General features: G+C 59.8%; 11 protein-coding genes and 1 pseudogene. 9 read left to right on the top strand and 3 right to left on the bottom strand.

What is annotated here, in order from left to right; all coding sequences use genetic code 11:
• Nucleotides 1–146: 146 nt before the first annotated feature.
• From istA to AB4Y91_RS16460, 4 genes and pseudogenes are all read left to right on the top strand, one after another.
• Nucleotides 147–1,823, top strand: a complete 1,677-nt coding sequence (istA, locus tag AB4Y91_RS16475; RefSeq protein ID WP_441419497.1) for an IS21 family transposase — start codon at nt 147–149, stop codon at nt 1,821–1,823.
• Nucleotides 1,820–2,611 (top strand): annotated as a pseudogene (gene istB / locus AB4Y91_RS16470) (IS21-like element helper ATPase IstB); the annotation flags it as partial. The gene istA and the pseudogene istB, both read left to right, overlap by 4 nt.
• A gap of 174 nt (nt 2,612–2,785) precedes the next feature.
• A complete protein-coding gene (mscL, locus tag AB4Y91_RS16465; protein ID WP_066435231.1) occupies nt 2,786–3,193 on the top strand; it encodes a large conductance mechanosensitive channel protein MscL in 408 nt (135 codons plus the stop codon).
• Between the two features lie 195 nt (nt 3,194–3,388).
• Nucleotides 3,389–3,610: a hypothetical protein gene (locus AB4Y91_RS16460; RefSeq protein ID WP_056741113.1), complete on the top strand. Its 222-nt coding sequence runs from the start codon at nt 3,389–3,391 to the stop codon at nt 3,608–3,610.
• 581 nt (nt 3,611–4,191) lie between these two features.
• Here the strand turns inward: AB4Y91_RS16460 and AB4Y91_RS16455 are convergent.
• Together AB4Y91_RS16455 and AB4Y91_RS16450 are read right to left on the bottom strand one after the other, a co-directional pair.
• On the bottom strand, nt 4,192–5,331 hold the full coding sequence (locus AB4Y91_RS16455) for a hypothetical protein (RefSeq protein ID WP_441419496.1): 1,140 nt from the start codon (nt 5,329–5,331) through the stop codon (nt 4,192–4,194).
• Between the two features lie 185 nt (nt 5,332–5,516).
• Complete coding sequence (locus tag AB4Y91_RS16450; protein ID WP_441419495.1) at nt 5,517–5,780, bottom strand: hypothetical protein; 264 nt, start codon at nt 5,778–5,780, stop codon at nt 5,517–5,519.
• Between the two features lie 561 nt (nt 5,781–6,341).
• Here AB4Y91_RS16450 and AB4Y91_RS16445 point away from each other — a divergent pair.
• From AB4Y91_RS16445 to AB4Y91_RS16430, 4 genes are all read left to right on the top strand, one after another.
• Complete coding sequence (locus tag AB4Y91_RS16445; protein WP_441419494.1) at nt 6,342–7,529, top strand: hypothetical protein; 1,188 nt, start codon at nt 6,342–6,344, stop codon at nt 7,527–7,529.
• The gene (locus tag AB4Y91_RS16440; protein WP_441419493.1) at nt 7,529–8,989 is read left to right on the top strand and encodes a hypothetical protein; all 1,461 of its coding nucleotides are present in this window, start codon (nt 7,529–7,531) and stop codon (nt 8,987–8,989) included. The genes AB4Y91_RS16445 and AB4Y91_RS16440 overlap by 1 nt, the downstream gene beginning before the upstream one ends.
• Nucleotides 8,990–9,155: 166 nt before the next feature.
• A complete protein-coding gene (locus tag AB4Y91_RS16435; RefSeq protein WP_441419492.1) occupies nt 9,156–10,859 on the top strand; it encodes a DEAD/DEAH box helicase in 1,704 nt (567 codons plus the stop codon).
• On the top strand, nt 10,856–11,803 hold the full coding sequence (locus AB4Y91_RS16430; RefSeq protein ID WP_441419491.1) for a protein NO VEIN domain-containing protein: 948 nt from the start codon (nt 10,856–10,858) through the stop codon (nt 11,801–11,803). Before AB4Y91_RS16435 ends, AB4Y91_RS16430 begins: the two co-directional genes overlap by 4 nt.
• Nucleotides 11,804–11,819: 16 nt before the next feature.
• On the opposite strand, the gene AB4Y91_RS16425 is transcribed toward AB4Y91_RS16430, so the two are convergent.
• Nucleotides 11,820–12,923, bottom strand: coding sequence for a hypothetical protein (locus tag AB4Y91_RS16425; RefSeq protein WP_441419490.1), 1,104 nt, complete (start codon nt 12,921–12,923; stop codon nt 11,820–11,822).
• On the opposite strand from AB4Y91_RS16425, the gene AB4Y91_RS16420 reads away from it, so the two are divergent.
• A complete protein-coding gene (locus tag AB4Y91_RS16420; protein ID WP_441419489.1) occupies nt 12,909–13,082 on the top strand; it encodes a hypothetical protein in 174 nt (57 codons plus the stop codon). The two genes, AB4Y91_RS16425 and AB4Y91_RS16420, sit on opposite strands and share 15 nt — an antisense overlap.
• The last annotated feature ends 481 nt before the right edge of the window (nt 13,083–13,563 follow it).

Genomic DNA, 13,563 nt, shown 5'->3' with positions numbered 1-13,563 from the left:
TGGCTGTGACAGGTTTATATGGCCCCGGCAGGACGGTTATTTCCGGCCCCACTTCATGACTCGCCGGGCACCTGTGGCGGTTATTTGTGGCCCCACCTTCAACGTTGGATTCATCACTGGATGGATGCGGCGGAAGGCTGGTCTGGATGGAGTCGAGAGTGGAGTTGTTCGCGCGGATTCGAAGGGACGCCCGGGTTGAGGGCCTGTCGGTTCGTGCGTTGGCGGTTCGGTACGGGGTTCACAGGCGAACGGTAAGGCAGGCACTGGATTCAGCTGCCCCTCCGGAGCGTAAACAGAGACAAGGCGTGTCCTGGAGGCTGGAGCCCTTCAAGGGCGCGATCGATGCGATGCTGACCGAGGACACGACGGCGCCGCGGAAGCAGCGCCATACTGCACGCAGGATTTTGGCCCGGCTCATCGAAGAGCACGGTGCGCCGGAGCTGTCGTATTCGACGGTGCGGGATTATGTGCGGGTCCGCCGCGCCCAGATCGATGTGGMGGCCGGCCGCCGGGTTGAGGTGTTCGTTCCCCAGGAACACGCCCCCGGAGCGGAAGCCGAGGTGGACTTCGGTGAAGTCTGGATCATGCTGAACGGGGTGAAGACGAAGTGCCACATGTTCATCTTCCGGTTATCACATTCGGGCAGGGCCATCCACCGGATCTACCCGACCCAGGCTCAGGAAGCCTTTCTTGAAGGCCACGTGGAGGCCTTCAAAGTTCTGGGCGGCGTCCCGACTAAACATATCCGCTATGACAACCTCACCAGTGCTGTAACCGCTGTGGTGTTCGGCCAGGGCCGGCAGCGCCGGGAGAACGACAGATGGGTGTTGTTCCGTTCCCACTACGGCTTCGACCCCTTCTATTGCCAGCCCGGCATCGCCGGGGCCCACGAAAAGGGCGGGGTTGAAGGTGAGGTGGGCTGGTTCCGCCGCAACCGGCTTTCACCGATGCCGGTTGCTGACTCCCTGGACGAGCTCAACGACCGGATCCGCAAATGGGAAGCCCAGGACGAGGACAGGAGGATCAATGACAGGATCCGCACCATAGGCCAGGACTTCGAGATCGAACGGCCGTTCCTGGCCCCGTTGCCGGCAGAGGAATTTGATCCGGGTCTGGCGCTGAACCCGAGGGTCGACAGGTCCTCGATGGTCACCGTCCGGATGGTGAAGTATTCCGTCCCGGCCCGGTTCATCGGCCGGAGGGTCCGGGTGTCATTGCGGGCGTCCGAGGTCGTGGTGTTCGATGGCCGCACCGTGGTCGCCAGGCATCAGCGGCTCGCCGCCCGGTCCGGGCAGTCGGTCCAGCTGGACCACTATCTCGAGGTCCTCAAAACCAAGCCCGGCGCCCTTCCAGGCTCCACCGCTTTGGCCCGGGCGCGAGAGTCCGGGACGTTCAGCAGCGCGCACGAGGCATTCTGGGCCGCCTCCCGCCGGGTCAACGGCGACGCCGACGGGACCCGTGAACTCATCGACGTCCTGCTCCTCCACCGGTCCATGGACGCCTGCGACATCCACGCAGGCATCACCGCGGCCCTCGTAGTGGGCGCGGTCAGCGCCGACGTCGTCGCGGTCGAAGCCCGCAGACACGCCACGACATCTTGCCGGGGCGGGGCCAGTTCGGACCGTCATCCCCGTGTTCATGCTGAAGAGAAGGTGCAACGAGTTGTCAGTCTCACCCAGCGCCGCCTCATGGACCCCGTCGCCGTCATCGCCGGGCTGCCACCTGATAGCCGGCCCCTGCCATCGGTCCGCGCCTATGACGAGCTGCTGGCCAAACGTTCGGAACACCCCGCAGGAACCGCGTCAAAGGAGAACATCTCATGAGCCCCACCGCACCGGCGACCACCATCACCCCGGCCCTGCGCCGGCGGCGAGGCCTGACCGAACAGGCAGCGGTTGCCGCCGTGGACCAGGCCTGCCGCCGACTGCGCCTGCCCACCATCCGGGCAGTCCTCGATGAAGGCCTCGCCGTCGCGGGGAAGGAACAACTCTCCTACCAAGGCTTCCTGGCCGAACTGCTGCTGGCCGAGTGCGACGACAGGGACCGGCGCTCCTCGATCCGGCGCGTGAAAGCCGCGAACTTTCCCCGGGACAAGTGGCTCGGGGACTTTGACTTCGACGCGAACCCGAACATCAATTCCGCCACCATCCACACCCTGGCCACCGGAGAATGGATCCGCAAAGGACAACCCCTCTGCCTGATTGGGGACTCCGGAACCGGCAAATCCCACCTGCTCATCGGACTCGGCACCGCCGCCGCGGAGAAGGGCTACCGAGTCAAATACACCCTCGCCACCCGACTCGTGAACGAACTCATCGAAGCCGCAGACGAGAAGGTCCTGGCCAAGACCATAGCCCGCTACGGCCGCGTGGACCTGCTCTGCATCGACGAGCTTGGCTACATGGAACTTGACCGTCGAGGCGCCGAACTCCTCTTCCAGGTCCTCAGCGACCGTGAGGAGAAAAACTCCATCGCCATCGCCTCCAACGAATCGTTCTCCGGCTGGACCAAAACCTTCACCGACCCGCGCCTCTGCGCCGCCATCGTGGACCGGCTGACCTTCAACGGCACCATCATCGAAACCGGCACCGACTCCTATCGCCTGGCCCATGGCATCGCGCGTAGAAGTTCGGAACAGGTGAACAACCCCGCTGCAGGAACCCAAGGTCCCCACGGAGGTGAATCCGACCTCATGCCACGGGCGCCGGCAGGCACTCGGTGACTCCCCTCGAAACTTTCCCCAAAAGTAACCGATACGGCATCCGCGTGGGGTAGTTTGATCGCTATGTTGACCGGATTCAAGAATTTCATCATGAAGGGCAACGTCGTAGACCTTGCCGTCGCCGTCGTGATTGGTGCCGCCTTCGGTGCCGTAGTCACGGCCCTAGTCCAAAGCGTTCTCATGCCGTTCATTGCGGCCCTGGTCGGATCTCCGAACTTCGATAGTTTCGCCGTCGTGACCCTCAACGGAAACGACATCAAATTCGGTGTCCTGCTCACGGCAATTGTTAACTTCGTGCTCGTGGCGGCAGCCATTTACTTCGTCATCGTCGTGCCCATGAACCACATGGTCGAGCGCCGCAACCGGCGCCTCGGCATCAACCCGGACGTCAAGGAAGAAGCGGCCGAAGACCCCCAGATTGCCCTGCTTACGGAAATCCGGGATTCCCTCCGGCAAGACCGCAGGCCCTAATCAAGCCGGCGTACCCGAACCCCGCCAAAATCCGCTGTCAGCGCTGAACCGCGGCGCAATTGCTTCGGCACGCTCACGTTCCACAGACCGACGCTGCGATAGCGTGTCTCTCAGCGGCGCAGGGATAAATCCGGGCGTTCGTGCAGCCGCAGGCTGGCTGGGCTTGTTTTCCGTCATCGATGAAAGGACATGAAAATGGCTGTTTCGATTGAATTGGGCAAGGCATTGGACAAGGGCTACGAGAACTCGACTCTGGACGAGGTCCTTTCGGCCCCGCCCTCGGCTCTTGCCGGACTGACCGAAAAGCACGACGAACTGCTTGCCGGTATGGGAATCAAAACCATCCGCGATCTGGGAAGCAACAAATACTTCGCTACGGCAGGGGTACTGGTCGCACTCTCCGGCAAGGTTGGGTAGTCGGTCTGGACTGTTAGCGCGTCTAACGGCATCTGCCGTTCCCCCGGGCGATACAGGAACCCTTAGCCAACCGGTGCGAAAACCGTCCCGCGAGCCCGAGACCCACAACAACGTTCCGTGAACCTGGGGCCACTTTCAATCGCCCCTCTGGGGCCAAAAATACTTGACACAATCACTGGGCCATTGGCCGTCGCCGGGCAAGCTCTCCCAGCCCTCCAGCACCGCAGGGGCCTCCTTCATCTGCTCCCTTTGCGGGCCGCCCAGGTGGCGTGCGTGACATAGAGCAGCGGGCGCGTCTCTGGATCCCGGCAGGGCCACCGTTTCGCGGACAGGCAGACCTTGCACGTCTCCATATACTTTTCCGGAACCACCGGCCGGACCCTCATCTCTGTCATCGCCGTGCCCGTGCTCCGCTGCCATGCCCATCACCCTACAGATTGAACGTGGCTCCGGCGGAGGCTACTGACTCCCGCTATCAGGACAGTTCTGAATGACCTTCTGGCCCGTGGCCATCTCCATCATGGCGCGCCGTATGTTGACCCGGGCAAGGCAAGGGACCGGCTAAGCCTGGCATTTCTGCTTTAGGTGTCGGACGTATTTGAACTAATTTCCGCATCAGCCATTGTCATGGTATTCACTAGCGTGGGAAGAGGAGCGACTGTGAGAATTTCGCCTAGAGTCGCAAGGGTAAAAACCCGCCCCTCAGTGTCACGGACAACGGGTCCGAGCGTGTCATTAACACGTGTCCACCCCATTCCGCTAAGGACGGCAAACAAGGGGATTCCGCCAAGTCGAATCGACTCTCCTCGAAGTCGCTCAAAACGAAGTGCCTTGTCCCGCGCGGTTCCGCCGTCGTTCACAAGTTTGCATTCGAGGATTCCCCGTAGGCTGCCCGAGTCATCGAAGATCACGAAATCTGGCGCGGGCTGTACTTGAAGTTCAAATCTCCGAGCTATTTCGGCTTGGTCGTGGGCACCCGTGCGTATGTACGGGACGCCAGCGCTCAGAAAGAGTTGCTCCACGGCGTCCTCTATGAGATTGCCGCGCTTAGTTGACGTCGCATCCAGAACTTGCCGATAAGCGCCCCCGTAATGCCGCTGGTGAAGGAAATCTGCGTAAGGCACACCGGTTGTGGCCAGGTTGCTTGCAGAAGACCATCCGTTTTCAGTATCGATCTTGGCTTGTTTGGAGCGCAGTCCTCCTCCTGGATCACCAAACAAGGATCCGTCCATGATTTGAGTCAACGTCTGAGCAATCGTCGTTGCTTGATCAGGTGTGGCGGTCGTTCCATTGCGTTCCAGGGAGTCGATCTTGTCTGCAGATACTCGTGCCCTTTCAGTTGCTTCGGCCACGAGTACCGTAGCCTGCGCGAACTCCGCTTTTGTCAGGCCGAGAATAGTCCGGAAGACCAAGAGGGTTCGAGGATCATCGGTTATCGTCGTCGAAAGCGTTGTTTCATCAACGACTGTAAAGTCGCTCGTTGCTGCGGCTGCCGCGACATACGCTGCACGGAAATACGGCGCTTCATAAAAGGGTGCTTCATGGATGTAAGCAAAATCGGGGGCCAGATGCGGAACGTATGCCTCGCGGGCGACGTCAGCAAATATACGTGAATGCTCCGCTGTTCCATGACGCTGCGATACGAGCCTGATCTGGGCAACCCGTTGATCCCAGGTGGGAGCTTGAACGATTGCTTCCACGGTTTCGTTGACGGTGGCCACTAGCCGATATCCATCAGCGAGCCACGTGGGTCCCAGGCAAAGGGCGAGAACCAGTCAGAGTAACGGTCAGTGTGAATGCGTGGGTACGCGCGGGCGGAAGAATCGAGACGAAGAGGCACAGGATGAACTTTACTCACCTCGTCGACAGCATTGGTCACGCCATCCGAAGAATGGGGAAACAGGGATCACTCGTCGGCGGCCCAAATCTCCCTGGCTATGACACGGCGCTCCTCGCCCACTGCTGGGTAGCGCCCGGCACGAAGATTCACCATTTCCTCACGCTGCCGGCCCAGGATCGATTCCTGTTCGAGAAGTGAGAGACGAGCCTGTTCACGTTCCGGGTCGTACCGCTCCTTGTCGCGCTCATAACGGGCCGCGTCCGCCGCGAACTGCGCGTCGCTGCGCCGGCCAACCTCATCCAGCATCTCCTTCACTTCCGGGTCTGTCATCTGGCGGAAGCCGGGTTCCGCACGCCTCCACTGTTGCATTACCGCCAGCGCGGAGGTTCCTCCGCGGCGCGGTCTTCGTGGACCCAGGGGTTCCACCGGGCGTCATCGTTGGTCTCAATGAAGGTGGCGCGCGGCGACATACTCCTCAAAAGGGGACGTGGCGCCTGGCGTTGGAGCCACAAGCGTGCCCTCCAGCTCGTAAATCCCCTCCGGCCGGCGGGATTTCGACTCGGTCATAGCTTGTAGGATCGTCGATCCGTCCAGGAACCGCCAGACTCTGGCAGAGGCTTGGATCTGAAGCGTGTTGCTGCGGCGGACGCATCAAACCTGTAGAGCGCAGCATCCAAAGCAGAAATCGCCGAAAAGTGTGTTGGTTTCGCACTCGAGCGCAGCAACCCCTTAAAAGTGCGTCTTGCCAGGCGTCGTCACGCTAGTATCGGCTAGAACGTAACAAGACGGCCTACAGCCGATAAAGGGGATGGGGGTTTGCCGAGGTTCAATGAACCCCCGTGGACACGAGACTTACGTCGTCGTGCCAGCGGTTGCGGCAAATAAAAGCACATGTCAGTTCTGCAGCCACCGACTCCACTCTCCCACGAACAACATGCTTTGTTGGTAGCGGCGACCCCGCTCTCCAATCTCCAAGACGCCTTAAATTGGATTGCCGAACAGCGCCCTGTAGCGGGTGGAATCACGCACCGCTTGCTGACCGCACTGGTGCATGCTGCAGATGCCGCTGTTCCAGGTGCCGAGGCAGCTCTTCGTGCCATCGCCAGGCAGGTCCTGCACAGTACGCTGGATACCAGCGCCGATTTGGTTTCAACCAAAACAATCGTGGCGCCCCACCGCTATCAGGAAGCTCTAGCGGAGGTCGTGAGGAGGACTCCGACCAGCTCCTTATCCGGTATTACCCCTCAGGCTGTTGGCGCAGCACAAGCAAGCAACACGCTCGTGGTGGAAGCCCTAGCCCTCGTCGCAGGCCTTAGTTGGCGGGATCTCAGGGATCGCGCCAGTGCCAGGGGAACCAGTCTTCCCGGCGAATCGACCGGGCCCTGGCAATCCAGCCAAATCCGGTGTGCCTTTGCCATCATCGATGAGATTGTCAGGGGGCAAGTAAAGCCCCAGCTGGCTGGAGCAGTCGGCGCCCGTCCCCTCGAGCTCCTGCTGGAAGGAACCAACAGCTGGTCGGCCGTGGACGCGCTGTACCGCGATGGCGTCAGTTACGGGACACTCCTTGCACAGCGCGATGTGGGAAGCGCCTGGAGTGCTCACCGCAATAGAACGAACACAGAAATAAGTCGGCTAATAGTGGTCAACGTCCTCAGCGCGCTTAGCGAAGCTGGGGTCTCCTACTGGTCTGTGGAAGGCCCTGGAGCAGTTCCGCGATCCTTTCTTGCTAAACAAGCCGTGCAGTCCGGGAAAAAAACACCAGGGCAACTCTCTGTCGTCACCAAAAGCCCCGACGGCAGACCCGCTTGTGCTGTTTTGGTTGCCGTGGCACGCGATGGCGGAACGGCCCGAAAGACGGCGGCAACGTTTCTCAGTCTCCCGGAATCTCTGGCCCTCCCCGCGGCGCTGGTCCTGGTGGGAACCGGCTGGGCGGATCGAAGCGAAAGCGACAAACTGGTTCGCGCCTACGGTGGGCGGATCTTCACGGAACACACGCTCCAGGAGCTAGCTGTGTTGGCGGCAGAAATGTCAGTCATCAGTGACACCATTGGGGCGACTAAATCTCTTGAGGAGCGGTAATGACGACCACCATGACAATCGAAGCACGTAAGCAGACGATTCAGGCAGCTGTTCAAGCAGCAGACGCGGCATCCAAGGCCGGAAACGGCACCTCTGAATCTATTAGGTGGAAGACGGGGCAGCTGATTTTGCCGGTCGCCAGCGTCGATGTTGATGTGGTTCTCCTCAGCCGCGACAGCCACCGGATCAAGGCTCAGTTGCAGTCACTCCCGCAGGCGGATCAGGACCTGGTCGAGTCGGATCCGTACGGGGTGCAGGCTCAGGAAATTATCGCTCGACTCCTGAGGGAAACGGCCGGTTATGAGCGGATCAAGAGTGCTATTGCCAATGACGGCCAGCTCGACGCCGGCGTCCTGACTACCGGGGGTGTGTTGGTTAACGCCAACACACGCGTGGTGGCTCTGCGGGAACTGCGCCAGAAGTACGTCAAGGTTGTTGTTCTCCCCGAAGACGCAGGGCCCAGGGAGATAATGGAGCTCGAACTCCGCCTTCAAATGGAGCAGGAGGTTAAGCAGCCGTATAGCTTCACCGGCCAGCTTTTGTTCATGGAAGACCTCGTAAACAGCGGCAACTACACCACGGCGGAAATCGGTCTGGCGCTTCAGACTGGGCTCACCAACAGTCGCACCGACCTCAAGAAAGCGGTCGACCTTGTTGAAGGAGAGCTTCGTCTTCTTAGCCTGATTCGCGAAGTCCTGGCCATGAGTGGTGGTGCACTCAATCTTCTCTACTTTGATGACAAGCGGCAATCGCTGCTCGAAATCGATCAGGATTACCAGAAGCTGAAAAACACCAAACCAGAGCAAGCCGCACGTATCAGGGATGCGCAGCTGGCAGGAATGATTGCAGACATTGGATACAGGAATCTTCGTGATGTCGATGCCGTCCTTCTGGACGAGTATGTAGGGCCGGCCCTTGAAGAAGACGCGATATTGGCTCCCCACCTTGGTGCGCTTTTGGAAGTCACTGCTTCCGAGGATGAGGATGCACTCGAGGGACTGGACTTGCTTGGCGATGAGGCCGATGACCAGCCCCTGAACAGTGGATTCAGCTTGTCCGGAATTTACACTTTGCTCGCTCAGACCAAGCCGGAGGAACACATAAGTGTCCCGAACGAAGACGGCACGATGGTGAATTTGTCTCGCGACGTCGTGGTTTCAGGTGTGTATGGAGCCTTGACAACAGCAATCGAGAATAAAAGGCGGGACACTCGTAGGCTCGATCGTCTTACTGCACCCATGGTGCACCTCAAGGAGGCAGCGAAAGCCTTGGACAGCGCTACCGTTGCCTACGCCGAGGTGAACAAGAGGTCCGGTTTTAACCAAACCGAATTCTTGAGGGCCATCGCGGAATACCGGAGGGCCGCCACGAACTTTTCCATGTCTACGGGTCTAGGCAACGAAACTGACGGCGATGACCTAGCCGCCGGCGACACGGATTTCGAGGACACTCGTGCCTGAGTCCACCCTCGTGCTCGATTTGGTTGGTTCGCCTCCAGTCGTACGGGCGAGCAGAATCGGTGAAGTAGCCCAAGGATTTTGGCTTCAGCTTATAGGGGAGTGGGGCTCTGACGGCTTACGGCCGGGACAGCAGATAACGCTGCCCCTGGAGCGTCTGCTTTCACGGATGGCTTGGCTGCGCGCAGCCTGCACACGCTACAACGTGAGAATTAGCTGGCAGGACGAGCTGAGGGCACTTATTGAGCAAACGCATGCGCAAAGAAGGCTGCTGCAGGGTTCACTTGCCAATCCTGAGCCCTTGGGAGTTGAGGAAGTTCAGGAGCGGCTAACGGGTGGCCGCTTTACCCGAGAACTGCGTCCCTTCCAGGTGAGGGACTTGGGCCAACTACTCTCACTCGCCAACGGGGCAAACTTTTCTGTACCCGGTGCGGGCAAGACCTCGGTGGCCTACGCCGTATATGAGGCTGAACGGGCTGCCGGCAGGGTGCAGCAAATGCTGGTGGTGGCACCACTGTCGGCTTTCGACGCCTGGCAGTCCGAAGTGTCTGCGTGCTTTGAAGAATCTGAGCAGCCGGTGGTGGCCCCCTTCGTCGAATCTGTTCCGCACGGTGCGGAAGTGGTCATCGTGAACTATCACCGGCTTGGCAGCCGATATGAAGCGTTGTCTCGCTGGGTGAATGAAAGGCCCACTCTGGTCCTTTTGGACGAAGCTCACCGGATGAAACGCGGCTGGGATGGAGCATTTGGCAGTGCATGCCTGAATATTGCTTTCCACGCCGCACGCCGTGACATCCTCACTGGGACTCCAGCACCTCAAAGCCCCCAGGACTTGGTGGCTCTGATGGATTACCTGTGGCCTGGACAAGCCCGCAAAATATTGCCGCAGGATGCCCTGTCTACCCCTCCTCCTCCCGACTCCGGGGCACAAATTGCTTCTGCTATCTCCCCGTTGTTTGTCCGTACACGCAAGAGCGAACTGGGCCTGCAAAAGCCGATAATGAGCGTAGTCGAAGTAGAGCTCGACCCGCTTCAGGGACAGATATACGAGGCGCTGCGGGACCGGTACGCCGGTAGCCTGCGGGTCAATATGGCAGAGCGCGCGACATTTGCGAAAATGGGCGAAATTGTCATTTATCTGCTCGAAGCGGCAACCAATCCCCAGCTTTTGGCGGCCGGATCTGGTGCGGAAGACGATCCAAGCTTCCGTCATCCTCCCTTGGACGTTCCACCCGACAGTGCGCTGTGGAGTCTCCTCCAGCAGTACAACCAATACGAGACGCCAGCGAAGTTCAAACAACTCGCCCAGATGATCGCAGACAATGCAGCACAGGGGAGGAAGACGCTCGTGTGGAGCAACTTCGTACGCAACCTGAAGGCACTGGAACGGATGCTCGCTGTGCATCAGCCGGCGCTCATTTACGGCGGCATACCGTCGGAATTCGCGGATCCGACGGCGGATCGTACACGCGAAAGCGAGCTTGCCCGCTTTCGCACAGACCCCAATTGCATGGTCCTGCTTGCGAATCCTGCCGCCATGAGCGAAGGCGTGAGCCTTCATCAGGTCTGCCACGATGCTATTTACTTGGAACGTTCATTTAATGCCGGACAGTACTTACAGAGTATCGACCGGATTCACAGGCTTGGGCTCAGTCCCGACCAGGACACCCGGATCACATTCCTGCTCACGCGTGGAACTGTAGATGAAGTCATCGACGACCGGATAAGGGCGAAAGCGGAGCGTCTCGGCGAGATGCTCGATGACCCCGACCTAAGCACCATGGCACTGCCATCGGATGAGGATTACGGGCCGGCGATCGACACGGTTGAGGATATGGCTGCCCTCTTCGCACATCTCCGAGGGGAGGGATGATTACAGGCAACGCGGGGGCGGACCAGATGGCCACCCGCTCCACGCCCACGGCCTTTCAACTGCAGGCTGCCCTGCTGGCTGGACGGGTACTGGACACCGCCGGCAATTCAGCCGAGTCGCTCCTGGTTAGCTATGACCGGTTGGCAACAGGCGGATTTTATCGATCTCAGGATTTGCAGGCCGGTCACCGGTTGTTGGAACGTGCAGGCCTGGTTAAAACCACGCCTTCCAATCACCTGCCTACCCCCGAACTCAAAGAAATCTGCCAGCTCCCCGACGATGTCGCCTCTGAGCTGTTATTGCAAGAACTCCTGCTGAGAGAGCCTCCTTTGTGGCTTTACGCAGCGGTAGTGGATGACGAGGTGCGTTGGGAAAATGTGCCAGAGGCCGATCAGAACGCCCTCGCTCAGCTCCTTGCCGACGCTGCCCGGCGAGAAGCCATCCTGCTTACCCTGGGGCGGACCTTAGACGCAGAACTTCTCGCTGAAAGAGGGTCGTTGGGCGAGGAATTCGTCGTGCAGCTGTGTCGAGAACATCTTCAGCAGCGGGATCGCCCCGACCTTGCGGGAACAGTACGTCGAGTCAGCCTCCAAAGTGACCAACTTGGCTACGACGTCACGAGTCCGGACACCACAGGTCGGCGCCACCGTATGGAAATAAAAACTACGGGTAAGGCATCTACTGGACGTGTGGAGTTCTTTCTTTCCAGGAACGAGGCAACTGTCGCCGGGCGTGATCGTGCTTGGTCCCTGGTGGCCGTTAGCCGGGACAGAGACGACAACCTGCATCTAATAGGGTGGTGCCCAGCAGTTCACCTGGTATCACACCTCCCCAGAGACATCTCGACTCAAGGACGCTGGACAAATGTGCGACTGAGCATCGCAATCACAGATTTTACCCCTGGGTTGCCCCTTGATAATCGGCCTGAGAACGGGGACCGGTAGTACTACCCAGGCGTGCTTATTCGATCGTTGCTGCTGGGGAACCCTTTTTCGCCCGTGGCTGAGGACGGAGGAATTCGGTGTCGCTGGCCTCTGCCATGAAGTCCTCTCGCCACGTGCCGCTGAGCTCGCCGATCTGCAAAGCGTAGGAAGCGACGACAGTGAGGAATTCCTGCTCTGCTCCAGGCTCTTGGGTGGGTTGATGTTGAGCGAGGGGTAGTGATGATAGGGGTACCAGGTCGAGCAACAGATCCAACGTACACGCGCGTACTCCGCGCTTTGCATGGTCGGTTTCATTTTCGCTATGAACAATTGTGCATCCGGCTGTGCGAAGGCCGGCGCTTTGTAGGGCTTCAAAGAGCTGCACCCAAGCGCGTGGATCGCGGTTGGCATAACTGAAAATGAGATGCCCGTCGTCACGAAGAAGCCGTGTTGACTCGCGGAAGATGGAAGCCAGGAGCGCCTCATAGCTTCCATCCGCCACAAGTTGCCCAGTCACGCGGTTGACCACCGCGTCTGCCGTCAGGTCAGGCTGGGAAAGGCCAGCCCATGCCTGCAACGGCAAGGAGAGCTCCCCGTAGTGAACGTCGTCATGATATGGAGGATCTGTCAGGACAAGATCGACTGAACCATTGGGTAAGAGCTGACGCTGAGAACTTCCAACAACAACGAGAGCATCTGGCCGGTCTAGTGGATTTCCGTCTACATCCTCGCCAATTAGCGGCTGGACGGAGGCGGATGCAGCGGCCAACGGTCCCTGAACATGCAGTCGACGGCTGGTTTTTTGCTGGAGCCACTCTGCGGCTTTAACGAGCTGGATCAATCGACGGAGCGTTGTTCCTCTGCCGCTGACGGTCGTTCCCCAGACATTCGGTTCTGCAGCCAAGGTAGTGAAATTGAATCTGTGCCCGGCCATGGATTCGTAGCTCTTTAGGTAATAACGATCCCACCGTGAGAGATGGCCAGCCATCTCTGTGGAACCAAGTACGGCGAGCCTCAGGGCCGCTACTACAGCCTGGTCTTTGGAGCACTCCTCGGTGAGCTGCAGCAGTTTCTCGACCATGGCCCGCTGGCGCCGAGGGTAGAGATCCTCCCATTGAGTGAAGCCATGACGAAGCAGCACGGACGTTTCTTGGCCCGCTGGGATAGTTCCGAGGTTACGAGTGGGGTGCGCGTACTCGGCTCGCGCAGCATCGAGTTCTCCGGCTGTGGGGAGGCCCAGCTCGCGGCGACCGTTGCCGGCACGCTCGACCAGGACGACTTCCCAGTCGAATCCCCCTGAAGCACGCGCCTCCAAGCGGTCTTGATGGCCGCATGGGCAGGTGACAACGCGCCGGGGCGTGTAGGCGGCAGACGGGTCCGTAGCTGCTGAACACGTCGGGCACTCTTGGAGGCCAGTACGCACCCCTTCAAAGAGATGACCGTTCGGGCAGGCGAGGAACGCCTCGGGCTTGTTTCGTTCTACGCGGCTAAGAAGACTCACCAGTGCGTGTGGAAAAAGCCGTTGCGAGACCCCGCAAGCAGTACATGCGCCCACGGCGACACGGAAAGTGTGCGATATTTGGCCCAATGATCCATCTGACAGCAGAGTGCCGTAGGCGGCCTGCACAGGGGTAACAACACGCTGGGTGAGTGCGGCAATGCCAGCGCGGAGATCGTCCGGGTCGGGGAGGCCCAGCATGGCAGTCAGGCCTGTGGCGGCCCAGGGGTTCAGATCTTGGGCGTAAACCTTGTGCCCTCGCATCACCGCCGCCAGAGGGATC

This window comes from Arthrobacter sp. YAF16 (assembly GCF_052113385.1).
Lineage (GTDB): Bacteria > Actinomycetota > Actinomycetes > Actinomycetales > Micrococcaceae > Arthrobacter.
Note: the sequence above shows the minus strand (reverse complement) of the source record. Positions and strands in the feature narration are given on the sequence as shown.

What these genes read in the sequence shown, in the direction of transcription:
- AB4Y91_RS16430 (WP_441419491.1), top strand. Translation starts at nt 10,856, where the DNA reads ATGATTACAGGCAACGCGGGGGCGGACCAGATGGCCACCCGCTCCACG.
- AB4Y91_RS16440 (WP_441419493.1), top strand. Translation starts at nt 7,529, where the DNA reads ATGACGACCACCATGACAATCGAAGCACGTAAGCAGACGATTCAGGCA.
- AB4Y91_RS16445 (WP_441419494.1), top strand. Translation starts at nt 6,342, where the DNA reads ATGTCAGTTCTGCAGCCACCGACTCCACTCTCCCACGAACAACATGCT.
- AB4Y91_RS16435 (WP_441419492.1), top strand. Translation starts at nt 9,156, where the DNA reads ATGGCTTGGCTGCGCGCAGCCTGCACACGCTACAACGTGAGAATTAGC.
- mscL (WP_066435231.1), top strand. Translation starts at nt 2,786, where the DNA reads ATGTTGACCGGATTCAAGAATTTCATCATGAAGGGCAACGTCGTAGAC.
- AB4Y91_RS16460 (WP_056741113.1), top strand. Translation starts at nt 3,389, where the DNA reads ATGGCTGTTTCGATTGAATTGGGCAAGGCATTGGACAAGGGCTACGAG.
- AB4Y91_RS16450 (WP_441419495.1), bottom strand. Translation starts at nt 5,780, where the DNA reads ATGACAGACCCGGAAGTGAAGGAGATGCTGGATGAGGTTGGCCGGCGC.
- AB4Y91_RS16420 (WP_441419489.1), top strand. Translation starts at nt 12,909, where the DNA reads ATGACGAAGCAGCACGGACGTTTCTTGGCCCGCTGGGATAGTTCCGAG.